At 66.7% G+C, this 20,840-nt stretch carries 15 protein-coding genes and 2 tRNA genes; 12 read left to right on the top strand and 5 right to left on the bottom strand.

All coding sequences use genetic code 11. The features are described from left to right. Positions 1-182: 182 nt before the first annotated feature. Complete coding sequence (locus GY937_29180) at positions 183-1,802, bottom strand: AbgT family transporter (protein MCP5060787.1); 1,620 nt, start codon at positions 1,800-1,802, stop codon at positions 183-185. Positions 1,803-1,935: 133 nt separating this feature from the next. Between GY937_29180 and GY937_29175 the strand changes: the two genes are divergently transcribed. From GY937_29175 to GY937_29150, 6 genes are all read left to right on the top strand, one after another. Beyond that, the gene (locus GY937_29175; protein MCP5060786.1) at positions 1,936-2,970 is read left to right on the top strand and encodes a D-alanine--D-alanine ligase; all 1,035 of its coding nucleotides are present in this window, start codon (positions 1,936-1,938) and stop codon (positions 2,968-2,970) included. Positions 2,971-3,032: 62 nt separating this feature from the next. Then, positions 3,033-4,064, top strand: a complete 1,032-nt coding sequence (locus GY937_29170) for a KamA family radical SAM protein (protein MCP5060785.1) — start codon at positions 3,033-3,035, stop codon at positions 4,062-4,064. Positions 4,065-4,075: 11 nt separating this feature from the next. Next, positions 4,076-5,638 (top strand): murein biosynthesis integral membrane protein MurJ, encoded by a 1,563-nt coding sequence (gene murJ / locus GY937_29165; GenBank protein ID MCP5060784.1) that lies wholly within the window; start codon positions 4,076-4,078, stop codon positions 5,636-5,638. A gap of 276 nt (positions 5,639-5,914) precedes the next feature. Beyond that, positions 5,915-6,892: a hypothetical protein gene (locus tag GY937_29160; GenBank protein MCP5060783.1), complete on the top strand. Its 978-nt coding sequence runs from the start codon at positions 5,915-5,917 to the stop codon at positions 6,890-6,892. A gap of 87 nt (positions 6,893-6,979) precedes the next feature. Beyond that, positions 6,980-8,905, top strand: coding sequence for a hypothetical protein (locus tag GY937_29155; GenBank protein MCP5060782.1), 1,926 nt, complete (start codon positions 6,980-6,982; stop codon positions 8,903-8,905). Then, positions 8,853-12,503: a 5-oxoprolinase gene (locus tag GY937_29150; protein MCP5060781.1), complete on the top strand. Its 3,651-nt coding sequence runs from the start codon at positions 8,853-8,855 to the stop codon at positions 12,501-12,503. Before GY937_29155 ends, GY937_29150 begins: the two co-directional genes overlap by 53 nt. A 12-nt stretch (positions 12,504-12,515) precedes the next feature. Here the strand turns inward: GY937_29150 and GY937_29145 are convergent, their stop codons facing one another. Further along, positions 12,516-12,914 (bottom strand): hypothetical protein, encoded by a 399-nt coding sequence (locus tag GY937_29145; GenBank protein MCP5060780.1) that lies wholly within the window; start codon positions 12,912-12,914, stop codon positions 12,516-12,518. A 134-nt stretch (positions 12,915-13,048) separates the two neighbouring features. Here GY937_29145 and GY937_29140 point away from each other — a divergent pair, with 134 nt between their 5' ends. Beyond that, complete coding sequence (locus tag GY937_29140; protein MCP5060779.1) at positions 13,049-13,444, top strand: hypothetical protein; 396 nt, start codon at positions 13,049-13,051, stop codon at positions 13,442-13,444. A 30-nt stretch (positions 13,445-13,474) separates the two neighbouring features. On the opposite strand, the gene GY937_29135 is transcribed toward GY937_29140, so the two are convergent. Both GY937_29135 and GY937_29130 read right to left on the bottom strand, forming a co-directional pair. Beyond that, a complete protein-coding gene (locus tag GY937_29135; protein ID MCP5060778.1) occupies positions 13,475-14,527 on the bottom strand; it encodes a hypothetical protein in 1,053 nt (350 codons plus the stop codon). Between the two features lie 680 nt (positions 14,528-15,207). After that, the gene (locus tag GY937_29130) at positions 15,208-15,933 is read right to left on the bottom strand and encodes a hypothetical protein (protein MCP5060777.1); all 726 of its coding nucleotides are present in this window, start codon (positions 15,931-15,933) and stop codon (positions 15,208-15,210) included. 618 nt (positions 15,934-16,551) lie between these two features. Here GY937_29130 and GY937_29125 point away from each other — a divergent pair. Beyond that, positions 16,552-16,956 carry a PEP-CTERM sorting domain-containing protein gene (locus GY937_29125; GenBank protein MCP5060776.1) on the top strand — a complete coding sequence of 135 codons (405 nt, stop codon included), beginning with the start codon at positions 16,552-16,554 and terminating at the stop codon, positions 16,954-16,956. Between the two features lie 189 nt (positions 16,957-17,145). On the opposite strand, the gene GY937_29120 is transcribed toward GY937_29125, so the two are convergent. Then, positions 17,146-17,221: transfer RNA gene (locus GY937_29120), tRNA-Lys, on the bottom strand. 151 nt (positions 17,222-17,372) lie between these two features. Between GY937_29120 and GY937_29115 the strand changes: the two genes are divergently transcribed. From GY937_29115 to clpX, 4 genes are all read left to right on the top strand, one after another. Beyond that, positions 17,373-17,458, top strand: a tRNA-Leu gene (locus GY937_29115). Between the two features lie 30 nt (positions 17,459-17,488). After that, on the top strand, positions 17,489-18,805 hold the full coding sequence (gene tig / locus GY937_29110) for a trigger factor (protein MCP5060775.1): 1,317 nt from the start codon (positions 17,489-17,491) through the stop codon (positions 18,803-18,805). A gap of 141 nt (positions 18,806-18,946) precedes the next feature. Beyond that, positions 18,947-19,588, top strand: a complete 642-nt coding sequence (clpP, locus tag GY937_29105; GenBank protein MCP5060774.1) for an ATP-dependent Clp endopeptidase proteolytic subunit ClpP — start codon at positions 18,947-18,949, stop codon at positions 19,586-19,588. Beyond that, a complete protein-coding gene (gene clpX / locus GY937_29100) occupies positions 19,585-20,832 on the top strand; it encodes an ATP-dependent Clp protease ATP-binding subunit ClpX (protein ID MCP5060773.1) in 1,248 nt (415 codons plus the stop codon). The genes clpP and clpX overlap by 4 nt, the downstream gene beginning before the upstream one ends. Positions 20,833-20,840 lie beyond the last annotated feature (8 nt).

Genomic DNA, 20,840 nt, shown 5'->3' with positions numbered 1-20,840 from the left:
GATCCTCGGGAAGCCAATCCCGAAGCGAGGGCGGCAGGAGAAGCGACTGGTCCGGCTCGTAGCGTCGAAAGTCTCGCGGCATGGCTCACTCTAGCGAGACTCACCCCTCAATGGCCCTCTGCCGCGCAGACTCCTAGGCGGGCAGCATAGTGAACACGACACCGGGGACGCTCTGGCCGGCTCTAGTACTCGAGGGGGCCGCCGGGGCCCAGGGGGATGCCGAGCAGCATCCAGGCGACCAGGAGGAACGACCATGCGACGAAAAAGGTGACGGCGTAGGGGATCATCAGGGCGACCAACGTGCCGATGCCCGCCCGTGGCACGTAGCGCTGCATGAAGACGAGGATGATGACCAGGTACGGATTCAGGGGAGTGATCACGTTGGTGATCGAATCCCCGACTCTGTACGCGGCCTGGGTCAGTTCCGGGCTGATGCCCACCTGCATTAACATGGGCACGAACACCGGCGCGAAGAAGGCGTACTTCGCCGACATGGAGCCGATGAAGAGATTCGAGAGCGCGACGACCGCGACGAAGGAGACCATCAGCAGCGGTGCGGGCAGATCCGCCCGGGCCAGCAGGCCGCCGCCGGCGATGGCGGACATCTCGCCCAGGCCGGAATAGCGGAAGAACTCGACGAACTGGGCCGCGAAGAACGCCAGCACGATGTACGGGCCCATGCCCGCCATGACCTCACCGAGCATCTTGGCGACGTCCCGGTCGCTCTTGAGGGAGCCTGTGCGGAAGCCGTAGGCCAGGCCAGGGAGAAGGAAGGCGAGGAAGATCAACGGCACGATTGCGGCCACCCAGCGCGGGAAGCGACCGTCGTCGCCGTGGAGTGGGCCACCGGGGATCCAGGTGCAGAGCATCAAGATGCTGAGGACCACGGCCAGGGTGAGCCCTCCTGCCCGAAGGCCCCGGCGTTCCGTATCCACCAGGCGCAGGGCTTCCGGGTCGGCTTCGCTGGCGCCGCCGTCCTCGGCCTGCTTGCGGGCGAAACGGGGCTCGACCCACCATGCGGTGGTGGCCCAGCCGACGCCCACGAGCAGCACAGTGGAGGCGCGCAGGAAGGCCAGGTTGGCCGTCGCAGGGACTTGATAGGTGGCGTCGAGGAATTGGGCACCAGAGGTGGAAAAGCCCGCCAGGATCACGTCGAGGCTGGTCACGACCAGGTTGGCGCTGAAGCCCGCGGAGACACCGGCGAAGACCGCAGCCAATCCAACCAGGGGCGATCGGCCCACCGCAGCAAACAGGGCCGCAGCGACGGGGGGCAGCACGACGTATCCGGCATCCAATCCGATCGAGGAGAGCACTCCCACCAGGAAGACGGTGGGCGTGAGCAGACGCGGAGGCACCGCCACCAGCACCGCCTTGAGGAGCGCTCCGATGAAGCCGCTCTTGTCCGCCAGCCCGATGCCGAGCATGCCGACGAGCACGATCGCCAGCGGTGGGAAGTTCTTGAAGTTGTCGACCAGGTGGGAGACGGCCCAGTAGAGACCATCTGCATCCAGCAGGCTGCGCGGGCGAACCGGCACACTCACCTTTTCCCGGCGTGTCTCACCGGTGGCTGGATCGAGCGCGGGCACCATCAGGGGGTTGCCGCTGACCGGGTCCACCACGCTTGCCCCGGTCGCGTCGAGCATCGGCACGCTCACATCCCGGGTGATCGTCTTCTCGACCTGCCACTCCATCGTGACGGCCAACTGAGAGGCACCCATCACGAGAAAGGCGCCGATCACGAAAAGGGTGGCCGGGTCGGGCAGGGCGTTGCCCACGCGTTCGATGCGATCGAGAAGACTCATGGTGGGCCGTAGGGTAGTCGTTTGGCGGCCGGTGGTGGCCAGGCGGGTAGTCGCTTGGCACCCGGAGATGGCCAGGCGGGTAGTCGCTTGGCACCCGGAGATGGCAAGGCGGGTAGTCGCTTGGCACCCGGAGATGGCAAGGGCTTTGCGCCTTCGTCACCCTGCCGGAATCGTGACGGCACTTCGTGTGGGCATCGTGTTCGAGAAGCTCGGTGAGGTGCCGGGGCTGGGCGCTTCTCCTGATGCGGATGCCGAGTACGAGCCGGAGGAGACGATCGCCCTGTTGGAGGAGGCGCTCTCCCTGGCCGGCGCATGTCCGGTGCGGCTCGGCGGCCCGCGGGACCTGCTGGCGCATCTCCCGGCGGTGGATGCGGCCCTGAACATCGCCGAAGGAGAGCGTGGCCGGAACCGGGAAGCCTGGGCGCCGGTGCTCCTGGAGATGGCGGGCGTGCCGTGCCTCGGGTCCGATGCGCTCAGCCTCTCGCTTTCGCTGGACAAGGCCTGGACGAAGGACATCGTCGGGATGGCCGGTGTGCCGGTCGTTCGGCAGCTCTCGGTGGCCTCGGCTGAAGATGCCAGAAAGGCTGATTTTTCATGGTCTTACCCCATGTTCGTGAAACCACGATGGGAAGGCACGGCCAAGGGGATCACCGCGGATTCGAAGGTCGGGAACCTGGCGGAACTCGAGATGGCGGTGGAACGGGTGGTTCGTCTCTATGACCAGCCTGCGCTGGTCGAGCCCTTCCTCCCGGGTGCCGAGTACACGGTGACGATCGTGGGCCACGCTCCGCCCCGCGCGCTTCCGGTGTTGCAGCGCGCTCTCGAAGCCGAGACCGGGATCGGCTTGCACGCTCTCGACCGGGCCTCCGTGACGGCCCCGGCGGAAGGCTGGCGCCACCACACGCCGGGCGAACTAGCCCCGGCCCTCGAGCAAGAGCTTGCCCGCGATGCGCTCTCGGCCTTCGATGCCCTGCGTTGTCGGGATTTCGCCCGCGTGGATTTTCGGCTCGACGCGGCCGGTGAGCCCCGCTTCCTCGAGATCAACCCGCTCCCGACGTTTGCGCCGGAGGGTTCCTTCGGCGTTCTGGCAGAACTGGAGGGCCGGCCGGTGCCAGAGCTGCTGGGTGAGGTCTTCCGCGATGGTCTCGTGCGCCTGGGCCTACTGTGAGCGAGGTAGCCTGGGAACGCTTCGACGCCACGAGGGAGCAGTGGTGTGACTGGGGCTGGCAGATGCGCGAGCGCATCCGCAGCGCGGAAGCACTCGCGAAGATCGTGCCGCCGAGTGAAGACGAGGCCTCCGCCATCGCAGCCCTGGGAGATCGCTTCCGTTTCGTCATCACCCCCTACTACGCCTCGCTGATGGATCCGAGCGAGCCGGATTGCCCCGTGCGTCGCCAGGTGGTGCCGCGCCTGGCCGAGCTGGACGATCCGGTCGGCCTGACCGATCCGCTCGACGAAGTCGCCCACTCGCCGGTGAAGAACCTGGTGCGTGTGTACCCGGATCGGGTGGCCTTCTGCGTGAACAACGAGTGCGCGCTCTACTGTCGCTACTGCCTGCGCAAACGCATGGTGGGCGACGAAGACTGGACCATGAAGCGTCGCGAGCTGGGAGAGGCGATTGATTGGATCCGGCGCACGCCGGAGATTCGAGACGTGCTGCTTACCGGTGGCGACCCCCTGGTCTTTGCCGACGACCGCCTCGAGTGGTTGCTTCGGGAGCTGCGCGGCATTCCCCATGTAGAGATCATCCGCCTCGGCACGCGTCTGCCCGTGACCCTGCCGTTCCGCGTCACCGATGCCCTGGTGCGGATGCTCGAGCGCTACCACCCGATCTGGCTGAACACCCACTTCAACCATCCCCGGGAGCTCACGCCGGAGGCTGCGGAGGCCTGTGACCGGCTCACCCGGGCGGGCATCCCGGTCGGCAACCAGAGTGTCCTGCTGGCGGGCATCAACGACGACGTCCCTACGATGAAGGCGCTCTGTGAGGGCCTCGTGCGGCTGCGCGTGCGCCCCTACTACTGCTACCAGGCCCAGCTGCTGGAGGGGACCGGACATTTCCGGGTGCCGATCGAGCGCGGCCTCGATCTTTTCGAGGCCCTGCGCGGGCGCACCAGCGGATACGCCATTCCGCTCTACGTGCTCGATACGCCGCACGGGAAGGTTCCGCTGCAACGCTCGGCGATCCGGCGAAGGGACGGCGACTACGTGGAAGTCGAAGCCTGGAACGGTGGGGTCTGGCGCGAACTCAATCCGATCTAGATGCTCCTCCCATGTCGGCCGAGGGGGTGAGATCGGCGCGGGTGGCAGGCGTCGCCGCGCTGCTGGGCGGGAGCATTCTGCTCTCCCGTCTACTCGGCTTCGTTCGCGAGGCCGTGCTCGCCCGCCAGGTCGGGATCGGTGGCGCGACGGACGCCTACCAGGCGGCGTTCCAGATCCCCGACATGATGAACTACTTCCTGGCCGGTGCGGCGCTCTCGATCGCCTTCATTCCGCTCTACCATCGCGCGAAGGAGCGGGCCGGGGACCCGGCGGCCGAACAGTTGTTGGCGACGGTCCTTGGCACCGTCGCATTGGTCACGATCACGGCGACCGCATTGCTCTGGTTCTACGCCGACGCCCTGGTGGCATTCCAATTCGGCAAGTTCGATCCCGCGCAACAAGCCCTGACCGTTCGGCTCACCCGGATCGTGCTACCTGCCCAGATCTTCTTTGTGGTGGGCGGTGTGCTGCGGGCCGCACTGATGGCCGAGGGTCGATTCGCCGCCCAGGCCGCCGCGCCATTGATCTACAACCTGTCGATCATTTCAGGCGGGCTCCTTGCCCCGCCCGAGATGGGTGTCGAGGGCTTCGCGTGGGGCGCGCTGATCGGAGCGGCGCTGGGGCCCTTCGGGATCGCGTTGTGGGATGCGCTCGGCCACCTGAGGGTGAGGCTTCGCGTCGCGCCCCTCGATCCGGATTTTCTCACCTACGTGACGCTCGCCGCCCCGCTGATGTTGGGCGTCTCCCTGCTCACGGTCGATGAGTGGTACGACCGTTGGTTCGGGGGTGCCCTTGCCACCGGCACGATCGCGACCCTCTTCTATGCCCGGCGATTGATGCAGGTGCCCGTCGCCGTGATTGGTCAAGCCGTCGCCACAGCGGCGCTTCCGACCCTCTCCCGAATGCATGCGGAAGGGCGTACGGACGAGCTGGATGCGCTGGTCCTGCGCATGCTCCAGGCCAGCGGGGGTCTGGCCTGCCTGGCTGCTGCGGGCCTGGTGGCGGTGGCAGATCCCTTCGTGGCCCTGGTGTATGTGCGAGGCGCCTTCTCGCCGGAGGACGGCGTGCACGTGGCCGAGGCGTTGCGAATCTTCTGCCTCGGCGTTCCCGGCTGGGTCCTGCAGATGCTGGCCGTGCGTCCGTTCTACGCGCGCGGCGACATGTGGCGTCCGATGCTGCTCGGCACGGTCGTCGCCCTCCTGGCCGTCCCTCTCTATCTCGAGCTCGGTCCTCGCGTCGGAGTGAACGGGCTCGCCCTGGCGGGAGCGATCGCCGTGACGGCAAACGCACTGGCAACCCTCGCGGCCGCGCGCATCCTTCACGGGGCTCCATCCCTCGGCGTTCTCGCCGGTAGCGTCCTTCGCGCGGCCGCATGCGGCGGTGCCGCCGCCGCGCTGGCACTACTGATCCCCGCCCAGGGCGAAGGCGCCCTGGGTGCGCTCCGGACGCTCACCGGCCGCGGCCTCGTCTTTGCTGCGCTCTGCGTGCCCCTCGCCTGGTGGCTCGGCGGCGCCGTGCTGCGGGAGGAGCTGGCACGCCTCTGGAATCGTGTCAGGCGTCAGCCCTCTGCGTGACAGGCCGGGAGGGGCTTCGATCTCGCGAAGTCCCTCTGGCGACTTCCGACGGGGCGCCGCACGGCGGCCCTAACATCGCCGCGGCGGTTTCCACCCGGGTGGCTCACGGATGGGCAAGAGGGTGCGGAGGCGGCGGGCTCGCATCGCGGAGTGTGGGCTCGTTGCCGGTTCGTGATTCGCGTGACGCCCGACACCTTTCGCGTGCCGCTGTAATGCTCCAAAGGGGCAAGGCCGAGGGATGGGGACGGCCCCCCGAACAGGCCCCGGAGACCCCCCATGCACATCCAACCCCCCGCCCACGATCACGCTCGTCACCTCGACAACGCCCGCGAGCAACAAGGCGTCGAACGCGCTCAGCGTGGCCGAACCGAGAAGGGTGAGGACACCGAGCGGGCCCATCGCGGCCGGACCGAGCACACTCGGGGCACCGAACGCGGGCATCGCCGGCACACCGAACATGCCCGGGGTTCAGAGCGGGGTCACGGGCGGAGCGAGCACGCTGAACGCGGACGTCTGGAGCGCGGGCGGCATCATGAGCGGGCGCGGTTCGAAGACGAGGGCAACCTGGGAAGGCCAGCCAGGCGTGCCGCACGCAAGCTGCACCACGTTGCCCACGAGGTCCGGCACGAGGTGCGTTCGTTCCTGAAGGAGAACCCCGAACTCGACGACGAGACGCGTCAGGCTCTGCGCGGAGCAGCGCGGCATCTGCATGAAGATGTCCGCGAGATCTCGCACGAGCTGCGCCACGGCGGCTTCGAGAGCCGCAGCGAGTTCGCCGAAGTGGTGCGCGGCGTCTTCGATGAGTTCTTGTCCGGGCTCCGCGAGATCCAGGCGAGCCTGGAAGCACCTGGGGAGACGGGCTCGGAAGCCGGCACGGAAGCAACCGACGAGGCCGATGGCGTAACGACCACGCCCGCTGTGTCCACCGAAACGTCCAGCCAGTCGGCCGCCGCCGAGACTGCCGCCCAGACGGAGCCGACCGTACAGGTCGTGGACCCCGGGGTACCCGACGTCCAGGAGACCACAGCGGCCAGCCCCTTCGAGGGCCTCATCGCCCAGTTCCAGCAGCAGGCGGACCAATTCGAGAGCATGCTCCTTCAGTTCCTGAGCCACGCACGCGACGAACACGAGGAGCCCAGCGACGATCCAGCGACGGCCCTCGAACTCCGCATCGAGATCTCCGCTTCCATTTTTGCCCGCTATTCGGCGGGCAATCTCGAGCCCCTCGGCAATCGGGTCGACGCCACGGCCTGAGCGAAGCGCTTCATGCCGGCGGCTCTTTGAGGTCACGAGGTCGACAGCCTCGCGACCTCCCTCGGGAAGGGGTGATAGGATCGTCGGATGACGATCCACGGACCCGAGCGTCGAGGTGGCCAGGGGCTCGACGCGGAGCAGGAGGAGAGCGGCAACCGAGCGATTCTCGCGTTGCTCGCCGATGCCGAGGTTGCCGAGCAGATGGATCTCGTGCTCACATGGCGCGCGGGACAGGGTGAGGCAGAGGGCGCCTACGAGGTGTGGTCCGCGCGGGGCATGCTGCGCTTCCAGCGTCACCGGGAGGAAGACGGGCGCCTCGCGTTCGAGGTGCTCGAAGTGATCGGCGTGAACCCGCTCGATGCACAAGATCCGGCGGCGCTCCGCACGCTCGGCGAAGAGAAGACCGCAGCACAGGCTTCGGGGTTCGATGCCGAGGATCCGGATCGGCGCTTCATCGCGCCCGAGCAGCAGAGTTACCCGTTCGCCTACGAGCGGGTCGCGCAGCTCTTCGACTCACCGAACGCCCCGGATCTGGCGATCTCGCCTCGGGACTGGTGCCAGGGAAGCCAGCCCGCCACCCACGGTGCGCTTCACGTACGCCAATCCCGAGCGCCCCTCTGGCTCACGGGTGCAGGCGTGCGAGCAGGAGTCCACGATCTGGCGGCTCGCTCGGTCGATCTCGCGCCGACCTGCCTGGCAGCGCTCGGCTTCCCGCCTACCACCGGCCGTGATGCCACGGGCCAGCTCCGAGACGATCTCCTGCTCCGCCGGCAGGATGGACGGGTTCTCGAGGAACTTCTCGAAGAAGCGTCCAACCCACCGAAACGGCTCTATGTTTTCCTTCTCGATGGGATCCATCAAACGGAGCTGGAGGCGCGCCTTGCCGGCGCGCCGGCGGCGCTTCCGAATCTGCGACGCCTGCGCGAACGCGCGGCCGTCCTGGCCTCGGGCCAGATCGTGAACTTCCCATCGATCACCTGGCCGAGCCATACGACCCTCGGCACCGGTGCCTGGTGTGGCCATCACGACGTCGTGAACCCCACCTACTACCTGCGTGACAAACGGGAAAGCGTCTCGCCCCAGGGCCAGCAGGTGAAGACCGAGGGCTTCGCGTCTCCGGACGTCGAGAGCCTCGCCGAAGCTTTCCACCGTGTGCGCGGCCCCGCCTGCATGACGGCGGCGATCTATGCGCCCTTCGGACGCTCGGCGAAGCATGCGGCCCTGGAGGGTCGCAACCTGGGGGATCGCAAACGGCTACGTCCCCTGACGGAGGCGTGCCTGGCCGATCGCAACCCGCGCTGGGCAGAGGACGGCTTTCCCGGCATCGATGATGAGTCCGTGCTCGATTCGCGCGGTGTGGCCCAGGTACTCGAATTGTTCAGCCGAGACGATCAACCGGCACCTTCCTTCGTCTTCCACGAACTGGTCCTGACCGACGGCGTTGGCCACGACTACGGTCCTCACTCCCAGGGCCTTCACGACGCGCTCGATGAATCGGATCTGCGGATCGGCCGCGTGCTCGATGCGATCGACGAAGCCGGGCTGACGGACGAGTTCTTGTTCGTCGTCACCGCAGATCACGGCATGGCGCCCCAGGACGTGAGCCTGAATGCCAACCCTGCGCGACACGTCGAGAAGATCGGCATGGCCGCCATGGTTGCCGAGCCGATGATCTGGCTGCACGACCTGGCCGTCCGGGTCGAACGCGCACCGGACGGCCGCACCGGGCGCGTCTTCGTCTTCGAGAACGACGCCTTGCCTTCCGGCGAGCAGCCGCCGGTCGAGGGCGCGCGGGTGGTGATCGCGGTTCACGAAGAAGGCCACGAGCCCCGCGAACTGGTGGCCGGAACGACCGGCCCGGGAGGCGTGTACGGTTTTGGTGTTCCCAGCGACATCCCCTCCGACCGATTGACGCTTTCGATCACCCGGGACGGCTTCAACCGGCGTCACCTGCGCCTCGATGGGCACATCCTCGCGATCGATCTTCGCGCCGCGCTCTACGGGGCCGGCTGAACCACCCGCCTTGCCTGAAGCGAACCGCTGGAGCTTCTGGATCGATCGGGGAGGCACCTTCACCGATTGCATCGGGCTTGCTCCCGATGGACGGCTTCGGGTTCACAAGCTCCTCTCATCGGATGCGGCTCCCGTGGAGGGGATTCAATCCCTGCTCGAGGGCGCCGGCGCGTGGGCGCCCGGGGAAGCGCTGCCTGCCTGCACGGTCAAGCTGGGAACGACGGTCGCCACCAATGCGCTGCTCGAGCGCCGGGGCGTACCCACGCTGCTGGTCACGACCCGGGGGCTCGGCGATCTGCTGACGATCGGAACCCAGGAGCGTCCGGAACTCTTCGAACTGGAGATTCGGAAGACACCGCCCCTGGCCCAGGAAGTTCTGGAGATCGATCTTCGGCTGGAGCCGGATGGAACGATCGCCGGTGAGCCAGACGAGCGCACGGTTCGCGAGGCGCTCGCGGCGGCGCGGTCGCGCGGCCTGGCTTCGGTCGCTGTGCTGGGACTACACGCCTACCGGGATCCTGCGTTGGAGGAGCGGGTCGTCGGCTGGGCCCGGGAGGCGGGCTTTCCCTATGCGGTTGCATCGGCGGAGATCGCGCCCGAGCAAGGCATGCTCGCGCGCGGAGAGACGGCTTGCGCCGATGCCTATCTCACTCCGCTCCTTCGGGCCCACGTCGATACGCTGGCCGAGGCACTGCCCGGCTCGCGCTTGCGTTTCATGCAGTCCTCGGGTGGGCTCACCGATCCCGAGCATTTCCGCGGGCCCGGTGCGCTCTTGAGCGGACCGGCGGGCGGCGTGGTGGGGGCGCGCGAAGTGGCGCGGGCCGCCGGCTCTCCCCGCGCCATCGGCTTCGACATGGGGGGGACCTCCACCGATGTCTCGCTGATCGACGGCCCCGAGCTGGACCGTGCGTTCGAGACCCAGGTTGCGGGCCTTCGCGTGCGCGCGCCGATGCTCCGCGTGCATACGGTCGCGGCAGGCGGCGGTTCGCTCTGCCGCTTCGACGGCTTTCGCCAGACCGTCGGGCCCGAGAGCGCTGGCGCCAGGCCCGGCCCCCTTTGTTATGGGGATCCGGGCGCCCGGGAGCTGGCGATCACCGATGTGAACTACTTCCTCGGGCGGCTCCGATCCGATCGTTTCCCGTTCAGGCTCCACCGCGCGCCGGTCGAGGCGGCCTTCGAGGCCCTTCGAGTCGAGCTCGAAGCTGCGGGGCATGCGCGCACACCGGTCGAGATCGCTGCAGGGTTCCTGGAGATCGCCAATGCCAGCATGGCCCAGGCCATCGCGGAGGTGTCGGTGGTTCGGGGTGTCGACCCGCGGGATTTCGCCCTGGTGGGTTTCGGTGGCGCCGCGGGGCAACACGTCTGCGCTGTGGCGCGGCGGCTCGGGATCGAGCGGGTTCTCCTGCATCCCCTGGCAGGCGTGCTCTCGGCGTATGGGATCGGCGTGGCCGAGTTGGTCTGTGATCGTCAGCGCGACGCGGGAAGGCTGCCGCTCGATGCGGCGAGTGGGGCGGCACCTCTCGAATGTGCTGCGCTGCTCGACGCCTTGCAGGAGGACGCGCACGGCAGCCTGGCGGAGGAAGGCGCGGCGCCGGGAGAAATCCGCTTCGAACGCCTGCTCGAACTTCGCTATGTCGGGACCGAGACGCCCTTGCCGGTCCCGACCCCGAGCGAAGGGAAGAGCTGGGCGGACGCGTTCACCGAACTCCACGAACTTCGTTTCGGCTACGCGCGGCCCGGGCGAGGGATCGAGGTCGTCACGGCCCGGGTACGCGCATCCGTTGCGGAGCCGATTCCGGAGACCCTGCTCGCAGCACCTCCCTGGGCGGAGGACGTCGCGCCGCTACGTGAGGACGAGGTGTGGTTCGCGGGTACGGGCTGGGCGCGGACGCCCGTCTATGATCGCGACGCATTGCCTTGCGGCGCCTGCCTGGAAGGCCCAGCGGTCCTTCTCGAAGGGACGGGAACGATCGTGCTGGAGCCGGGCTTCCGGGCCGAGGTGGGGGAGGGCGGCCTCCTCGTCTTGAGCGATCGGGGCCACCAGGCAGCAGGCCCCCGCCGCGAAGATCTCTCCATCGCCGACCCGGTTCGCCTCGAAGTCTTCGGCCACCGTTTCATGTCGATCGCGGAACAGATGGGTGCCGTGCTTCGCAACACCTCGGTCTCGACCAACATCAAGGAGCGTCTCGACTACTCCTGCGCCGTCTTCGATACCCAAGGTGGGCTCGTCGCCAACGCGCCGCATATCCCCGTCCACCTGGGCGCGATGGGCGCGACCGTGCGGGCCGTGAAGGCCGCACTTCCGGAGCTCCTGCCGGGCGATGCGCTGGTGACGAACGATCCCTCGGCAGGGGGTTCGCACCTGCCGGACGTCACCGTCGTCTCCCCCGTGTTCGTCGATGACGTGCTGAGGTTTTTCGTCGCCAGCCGCGGGCACCACGCCGATCTCGGGGGCAAGACGCCGGGCTCGATGCCCGCTGATTCGCGCAACCTCGAAGAGGAAGGTGTGGTGCTCGAGCCGTTCCATCTGGTTCGAGGTGGACATTTCGACGAGCAGGGCGTTCGTCGCAGGCTGGCCGAGGCGCGCTACCCCGCCCGGAATCCGGATGACAACCTGGCGGATCTCGAGGCCATGGTCGCCGCCAATCGTGCTGGCGATGCGCTGCTCCTGCGCATGGTCGCGGAAGTCGGCCTCGAACCCGTCCTGGTGACGATGGACCAGCTGCAGGCGGCCGCAGGGGGCAAGGTCGCCCACGAGATCGGCAAGCTGGCGGACGGTGAACATCATTTCGAGGACGCGCTCGATGATGGGACGCCCCTCTGTGCCACCCTTGGCGTGGACGGGGAAACCCTCACGATCGATTTCGCAGGCACCGGCGCGGCGGTCGATGGGAACCTGAACGCGCCGCGGGCGGTGGTCGAATCCGCTGTCCTCTACGTGCTGCGTTGCCTGGTCGCCGAGCGGATCCCGTTGAACGGCGGCTGCCTGGCGCCGGTTCGGCTGCACATCCCGCCCGGTTCCCTGCTCGATCCTCCGCCCGGCAGGGCGGTCGTCGGCGGCAACGTGGAGACCTCCCAACGGGTGGTGGACGTGCTGCTCGGCGCCATCGGCCAGGTGGCCGCCAGCCAGGGAACGATGAACAACCTGGCGTTCGGGGGCGAGCGCTTCGGCTACTACGAAACCCTGGGCGGAGGGGCGGGCGCCGGGCGCGGCTTCCGCGGCGCATCCGGGGTGCACGTCCACATGACGAATACCCGCATCACCGATCCGGAGATTCTGGAGACGCGCTACCCGGTGCGTCTGCGGCGTTTCGCGTTGCGAAAGGGATCGGGAGGCGCGGGGCGTTGGCCGGGCGGTGACGGACTCGTGCGGGAGCTCGAATTCACGGAGCCGGTGACGGTCTCCCTGCTCACGGAGCGGCGTGTGCGTGCGCCCTACGGGCTCGAGGGCGGGAAGTCGGGAAAGCCCGGACGAAACGCGGTGCAGCGTTCGGACGGGAGCCTCGAAGCACTCGGTGGCCGCGTACAGGTCGATCTGCAGTCAGGCGACCGGCTGATCGTCGAGACACCCGGAGGCGGGGGGTTCGGACAGGACTGAGGATCGGTGGGTCTAAGGCGTGTTCTTCCGGCCCGGTGCAAACGTGCGTTGGGCCTCACAGCGGGCCTTGGAGAGGGTGCCGGAGAAACAAGCGGCTTCGGTCTCCTGGGCCGGCTCGTCGCCCACGGCGAGAAGAGAGCAAACCGCGTTGAGGCGCAGGCGGGCCACGTTCTTCGTGCAGGCCTCGAGCGCGCGCTTGTTCGCGCTGGATTGAAGGAGCGCCGTGGAGGCGCCCCAGGTGCGACGCCCAGTTTCCGGATCGACCGCCAGGGCCATGGCCTTGGTACCGCCCTGGGAGGCGTAGATCTCGACCGCCTGGGAAAGGCTCGTCGGCGGACTTCCCTTGCCGAGGGTCGTGTTGCAGGCGATTGCGGCCAACAGGGAGAGAAGCAGGGGCAGCGCGGTCTTCACAGGGGTTGCCTCACGAAAAGGCGGAACGTAGCAACCGGTCGCTTCAAACAGATTGAACCGCGCTGGAACGACGCCCGACTCCCGATTTGAGAGCGGCCCAGGAGGGTCGCCGAAAATCACAAGGAGTCTTGATCATGCGACGTTTTCTTTCCCTCATCTGTGCAGCATCCCTCACCGGCCTGGCGCTGGCGCCCGCCGTCCAGGCCGGAACCGCCAAGATCCATCGCGCGTCGCGGCACGTGGCCGTGCAGGCCGCCCCCGCGAAGCAGTTCCGACCGGCATCGCCCCAGTGGAAGCACGCGAGCTGCACCACCCAGGGCGCGACCGAGTTCCCGGCCATGGTGTTCCGCAACACCGACACGGTCGCCTTCCCGGCGGGCAGTTCGATCATCTGGCTGAACGGCGGCAAGATCGGCGAGTTCGCGCTGACCTCCAGCCTGGCACCGGGCCAGAGCGTCGTGGGGCCGAGCTTCGAGGCCTACTCGGCGCCGGGTCACCCTCACAGCTGCAAGGCCGTAGGCAAGATCTAGGAAGTCGCTGCTCTCGGGTGGCAGGCCAGCTCATCTCGTCTGCCCCCGAAAGCGCGCCATGTGCTCCTCCCCGAAGTCACGGACAGCGGCGTACTGGTTGTGGGCGCGGCAGCGGAGGGCGATGCCATCGATCGAATGTGTCCCGGTTCGGGCCCAGGGCTCGAGGTGGTGGAACTCCAGAAACTCCTGCGTGCCGCACCGCAGGCCATTCGAAGAGATGTAGCTGCAGCGCTCTCGATCCCGGTGCGCGACCGCCCGCCGGATCGCAGCCGGGATCTGCCGGGACGGCGCTCGATTGGAGCGGGAAGCGGGTTTCGGCTTCGAGACTGCAGCGAACTTCTGCTTGCGAACTTGATCGAGCAAGAGAGCAACCGCCTGTCCCAGGATGCTCGCGAGATCACCATCCGGGATTTGATGGCGCATCAACGCGCGAAGTTCCTGCAGCTGTGCGTGAAGCTCGTCGCTTGCAGTGAATGACACGTGGTAACGCTCTCCGCCGAGTGGCGTGCTCGTGCTACGCGCCTTCCTCTCAGGCGCTCCGCCCCTGGGCGCACGCACACCTGGACCGATGCCAATCTCCTGCTTCGGTCGCGATTCCCCGGCCCGATCCACCGTGGCCACAACAGCGTTCCCTGTCGGCCGGGGCGAAGGAACCCGGCGTACACGATCCGCGACATCTGGCTTCGGCTGCCGATCGGCCAACAATCGCTTGATCTCGTCAGCTGTCTTGTGTTTCGCCGCCCGTATCAACGGCCCGCAGCTTTCTTTGGTCAGTTGCGCTGCCAGCAGGCTCACGGCCGTCACATGAAGCTCTCCGCAGCGAAGCGCGTCGAGCAGCTCCGGGTGGCTTCGAGTGGCTCGGGCCGCTCGAATGCGCTTGTAGGCAGCGGCCTCCGAGAAGTGCAGGTGCTGGACGCAGTAGGCGAACATCGAAGGGCACGCTTCTTCGAGGTAGAGCCGCCGCGAATCAATCTCACCGAGGTGAACGAGCAACTCGACTTCGAGCGAGCGGCCCTGCCGAATCAATGCATGCGTAGCTACTAGCAACTCCTGATTGGCGAGATCTTCGAGAGGACAGCCCATGACTCGACTCCAAGGGACCGACGGGGCGAGGTGGAGCCAACATAACATGGTATTCGGGCGACTTCTGTGAGCGTGCGTCGATGCAGATCGCAGGCATGATGCTCGATAATTCTCGCTCGAGGAGAAGTGCTTGCAGGCGTGCGTCTCGGCGGGCGAGGCGTATGGATTTACAACGAGCCCGATGCACGAGAAGAACGTTCTGGAAAGCCGTCAAGGCCTTTTTTGAGACGATTCGAAAACAAGCATGAGCTTCCATGGTTCGGATGCAACTGTCTTCAAAGACAGTTGGGTGCCATGGGCAATCTCCCTCGCTGGGTCCCGTCGTCGCTGCGTCGAGGAAGGTGGGCAAGAACGCAGGTCGATAGGCATGGGTCGAGGTCAAAGGGCGCTCTGTGCGGCAGCAGGAAGCGCGACCAGAAGAACGAGCGCGGCTGTGGCGGACCGGAAAGAATGCATCTTGGGACCTCTTCCGGGTTGGTTGGACGTGTGGAATCTGCGCCTGGGTTTCCGTTCCGAGGCGGTTGCTGACAGCCCTCCCCGTGGAAAGTCCCGGATCGCAGTCTTGAACCCGGCATGCTCACGTGTTTCCGGAGTTACGAGGGCGTGCCGCCCAAGGCGAACGCGGCGAGGTGAGGAGAGTGCAGGGCAGAGCCCTGAGCAGCGCATCTCCCTGTCAGGCGCTATCGGGCGGAGCTGAGACGGCCTCGCTTCCGGTAGGCCACGCCCGCTCCAAGCAGCCCGAGGAGCCAGGCGGGAGACGGCTCGGGAGTCGCGACAACCTCGAAGAGGTCGATCGTGATGAGGCAATCCGAGAGGTCGACGGTTTGGCTGCGTCCGCAGCTCCCGCCGGTCCCCGGAAACCTACCCTCAGCGACCCAGAACTCGAACTTCCCGAACACGTCGAGGCTCTCTCCCGAGACGAGCGCGTGCGGGGCCCCGGTCGAGAGGAGCGCGGGGCCCAGGACTGAGCCCGTCGTCGTCAGCTCAGTGGGTGCGGGCCCCGCCACGAACGCGATCGTCGAGAAGCCCAAAAGGCTGGCCGGAACGTCGAAGCTTGCTGAGAAGTCGATGTAGAGCTCGAAGTCCCAGGAGGTCGGCGTTCCGTTCGTGGCGACGGAGATGTTTCGGATGCCGTAGGTCCAGCGGTTGTCGATGACCTCCGACACCAGCTCCGCCGACATCTGCAATCCACCGAGGTCGAAGGAAAGGTCCGGGGCGGCGATAGGGAAGTAACCTCCCGCGGTTGTGCCGCAGCCTGGGTTGCAGAAGACGCCGATTTCCGGCGGCCCAGAGAGTGGCCCCTGCTCGAAGCCAGCCGAGGTCCAGCTCACGGGCACGAGGGTGATCGCAGCAGCAGGAATGGGAATCAGGGCAAGGGCGAGGATCAGGACGAATCGCAGCGGCACGGATGGCTCCTTCTGGACCCTTCCCAGAGGGGATGTGGGAGCTGGAGGCGAATCGTGTCATTCCGACGTAACGCCGGATGTCGCGGTCGCCCCGAATGCACCGCCGCATCCCAGGATGCCATCACCGCGGATAAGACTCTCGCTGCGCCTCCCACTCCGCATGGCTGACTGAAACTCCGCCACGCGCGCTGCAAACGGGCCACATCCACCAGGGGTATGCCACGGAGAAACCGGGAGAGCCGTTCGATGCGCATCTGGGTCAAGTTGATTTCGCTCATGGCCCTGGTTGTGGCTATGGCCACCAATGCCAACGCTGCCGGCACCACCGGCGGTAGCTTCAGCTTCGCCCTGTCAACCCTCCCGCCTGTGTCGGTGAGTGGCAAAGGTCCCGGCAGCGGCGCTGGCGGGACCATCACGCTAGGCGCCACGCCCTTCGGGACCGCCGCTGCCAGGATCCCCGAGGCCGCGACCTTGTTGCCTCCGCTCTCCGCGCTTACCGCGTTGATCGTGGCTCCCACGAACTGCGTGTTCAGTGCGGGCGGTGGTGGCGGCGGCGGCTTCGGCGGCGCGTGCGGGCTCGGCGGAACCATCAACGCGCTGTCTCGCGGTGCACCGATCATGGTCGTTCCGGCCTCGCCCCTCGGCGGTTCGACCCGGTTCCGGTTTGGTCCCTACGGCCGCTACATCGATCCGCAGGTCTGGACGACCGGCGTCGCCACGATCACGATCAACGGTGCCCCGTTGACAACCGGCAACGCGACCCTGCCAGGCGCCGTGCTCACCATGGCCGGCTATGACATCCGGACCGCGGGCGGAGCTGGCACCGTGCAGCTCGTCGCTCCGGCCGGACTCATGAGTACACTTGAAGGGGACTTCCCATTGTTCGTGTCAATGACGCTGGTTGTGAATACCTACGAAGAGCCATGGATACCGGTGCCGGAGCCCGGAACCCTGCTGCTGTTGGGATCCGGCAGCCTTGGCCTCGGACTGTTCGGCCGGAAGAAGCAACAAGAACGCGCGTAGCGTTCGCGGCCAGGTTCCTTGGCTGAGTCCAGGTCCGCCCGCATTCAACGTCGAGCGAACCAATCGCTCGAACCGGGGGAGATCCCGGCGGATCTCCTCGCTCGGATCGGCGAGCGCCCGTAGCTCTGGCTCACCGCGGGTGCGGTCTCGGGTGGGTTGGCGAGAACCCGAGCATCGACGGTGGGTTTGTGGTGAGCGCGGTAGGGCTCGAACCTACGACCGGCGGATTAAGAGTCCGCTGCTCTGCCAACTGAGCTACGCGCCCACGCGACGCGGATCGTACGTACCCTGGCCCACGCACGCAAACCTGTCGCGGCCTCGAGGATGGGCCGGAGTTAACTTCCCTCGGGGGTTCCGCTATGGTGCTGCGCTGCGCCCGATGACCGGGCCCCCCGGCGCACCGGTTGGCGGGCCGTGCCGGGGTGGCGGAATTGGTAGACGCAGTGGCCTTAGGAGCCACCGTTCTTTGGACGTGCAGGTTCGAGTCCTGTCCCCGGCACCACCCTTTCGTCCCTTTCCTCGAGGACACTCCATGAGCGAGAACGAGACACCGTCCCTGGCGGTCGAGACCACCGAGACCAGCCCCATCCTGCGAACCCTCCGCGTCGAGCTGGATAGCAAGCGCGTGCGCAAGGCGATCGACCGGGCGTACAAGGATCTGGGCAAGACGGTTCGGGTGCGCGGCTTCCGGCCGGGCAAGGTTCCGCGGCCGGTCCTCCAGAAGATGTATGGCGCGTCGGTGGGTCAGGAGCTCGAGCAGCAGCTCGTGCGCGAGACGCTTCCCCAAGCCATCGAGCAGGCGGGCCTCGATCCCGTGGCGGAGCCCCAGGTCGAGGCGGATGCGCCGGTCGAGGGCGAAGCCTTCGCCTACACCGCCACCATCGAGGTGCGGCCTTCGATCGAGTTGCCGGAGCTGGTCGGATTGCCGGGCACGCGGCCCCCGATCGAGGTGACCGACGAAGAGGTCGAGAACGAGATCGAGCAGCTCCGTCAGCGCCGGTCGAGTTTCGAGGATGAGCCGGAAGGCGCGGAAGCGGCCGATGGTTCGTTTCTCACCATTGACTATCTCGGCAAGATCGACGGCGAAGCCTTCGAGGGCGGCACCGCGGAAGGTGCGACCATCGAGCTCGGCTCCGGCCGGATGATTCCGGGCTTCGAAGATCAGCTGGAAGGAATGGCAACCGAGCAGGAACGAACGATCTCGGTGACCTTCCCGGACGACTATCCCTCGGAGGATGTGGCTGGCAAGGCGGCGACCTTCGACATCAAGCTGACGAAGTTGCAGCGCAAGGTCGTGCCGGATCTCGACGATGCCTTCGCCAAGGAGGTCGACGAAGAGCTCGACGGAGTGGACGCCCTGCGCGAGAAGCTGCGCGGCGACCTGACGGAGAGCCGGGAAGGGCAGGCCAAGGACGCGTTGCAACGCAGCGTCATCGATTCCCTGATCGAACGGACCGAGTTCGATGTGCCGCCCGGCATGATCGAGCGGCGCCTGAACCAGCAATTGCAGCGGGCGCACCAGCAGCTCGGCCAGTCGATGCCCGAAGAGGAGCTGCACCAGCGCCTGAGCGAATGGTCCGAGAGCTGGCGCCCCGAAGCCGAGCGGGATGTCCGCGAGCATCTGCTGCTCGACGCGGTTGCCGACCACCAGGAGATCGAAAGCAGCGACGACGAGGTCACCGAGAAGATCGACGGCATGGCCCGGGATCAGGGGATCGACCCGGACCGGCTGCGAGGCGTTTACGAGCAGCAGGGCATGGGCGACGCGCTGAAGGCCCAGATCCGCTCCGACAAGGCGCTTGAATTCCTCCTGGCTGGGGCTAAAGTCGAAGAGGTTGCGGGGAGTTAGCCCCGTAGTTGCATCGTCTGAGCGCGCTCGATGCGGTCGCTGGTTCCATGGGGCCCCCCGCGCCCGCCACCCCCCGTTAGACTGGAACCCGAAGGACCTCTCCGGGCACTGACTCTCGGGGCCAGGAAGGGGTGGAGAGCCATGTCGCTGATTCCCATCGTAGTCGAGCAGGACCACCGCGGAGAGCGGGCCTACGACATCTATTCCAGGTTGCTGCGCGACCGCGTGATCTTCCTCGGTGGACAGATCCACGACGACATCGCGAACGTCGTCGTGGCCCAGCTCCTGTATCTGGAGTCGGATGATCCCGAGGCAGACGTCAGCCTCTACATCAATTCGCCGGGGGGCTCGGTTTCTGCCGGCCTCGCGATCTACGACACCATGAACTACATCCGCCCGGCGGTTTCGACGTTCTGCGTCGGTCTCGCCGCTTCGATGGGTGCCGTTCTGTTGGCCGCCGGCACGAAGGGCAAGCGCTACGCCCTTCCCAACGCCCGGGTGATGATCCATCAACCCTGGGGAGGCGCTCAGGGCCAGGCCTCGGATATCGATATCCAGGCCAAGGAGATCCTGCGGATGCGGGATCAGTTGAACGGCATTCTTGCCGATCATACGGGACGAAGCCTGGAAGAGATCGCACGGGATACCGAGCGCGATTACTATCTTTCTGGAGAGGAGGCGCGCGAATACGGGCTGGTGGATGTGGTGGCGGCGGAACGGCCGCAACCGAACGTCAACGGGGCCGGTGGGAGCGCGCCGAACGGGGGAGAGAAGACGTCGTGAAGAAACGGGACGACAACGCGAACCTCTCGTGCTCTTTCTGTGGGAAGGGCCAGAAGGAGGTCCGCAAGCTGATCGCGGGCCCCACCGTCTACATCTGCGACGAGTGCATCGAGCTCTGCAACGACATCATCGCAGAAGAGTATGGCCAGGATGAAGCGAGCGCCCCGACATCCCGGGTTCCGAAGCCCCAGGAGATCAAGTCGACCCTCGACGAGTACGTGGTCGGGCAGGACGCGGCCAAGAAGGTTCTTTCGGTCGCCGTGCACAATCACTACCGGCGCATCGAGAACCAGGGCACGGTTGGCGATGTCGAGCTGCAGAAGGCGAACATCCTGCTGCTCGGCCCGACCGGTTCGGGCAAGACACTCCTGGCCCAGACGCTCTCGAAGATCATCGACGTTCCCTTCACGATCGCCGATGCCACGACGCTGACCGAGGCCGGTTATGTCGGCGAAGACGTCGAGAACATCATTCTCAACCTGCTCCAGGCGGCGAACTACGACGTCGAGCGGGCCCAGCGCGGCATCATCTACATCGACGAGATCGACAAGATCGCCCGCAAGAGCGAGAACCCGTCGATCACGCGGGATGTCTCCGGAGAAGGAGTGCAGCAGGCGCTCCTCAAGATCATCGAGGGCACCCTTGCCAGCGTGCCGCCCAAGGGGGGCCGCAAGCATCCCCAGCAGGAATTCCTGCAGATCGATACCTCGAACATCCTGTTCATCTGCGGTGGTGCATTCGTGGGTCTCGATCAGGTGATCCAGAAACGGATTGGGGTGAAGGGAATCGGCTTCGGCGCCGATGTACAGACCAAGAGTGATCGAAATCTTGGGGAGACCCTGCGCGCCGTGCAGAGCGAGGACCTGTTGAAGTTCGGCTTGATTCCGGAGTTCGTCGGCCGGGTGCCGGTGCTGGCGACCCTGGATGAACTCGGCGAAGAGGCCCTCGTGGATATCCTCACGAGCCCCAAGAATGCGCTGGTCAAGCAGTACCAGAAGCTCTTCGAGTTCGAGGAGGTGCACCTGCGCTTCAGCGAAGGTGCGCTGCGCGCGGTGGCCCGCCAGGCGTTGGAGCGCAAATCCGGTGCCCGCGGCCTTCGCTCCATCCTGGAAGCGGCCATGCTGGATCTCATGTACGACATCCCGTCGCGCGACGATGTTGCCGAGTGCGTAGTGAACGAAGAAGTGATCGAACAGGGTGCAGAGCCGTTGCTGGTCCTCAAGCAGGAGGCGGAGTCGGCCTAGCGCCACCG

The sequence above is a fragment of the bacterium genome, from assembly GCA_024228115.1.
GTDB lineage: Bacteria > Myxococcota_A > UBA9160 > UBA9160 > UBA6930.
The sequence above is the reverse complement of the archived record's forward strand: the minus strand, read 5'-3'. Positions and strand labels throughout refer to the sequence as shown.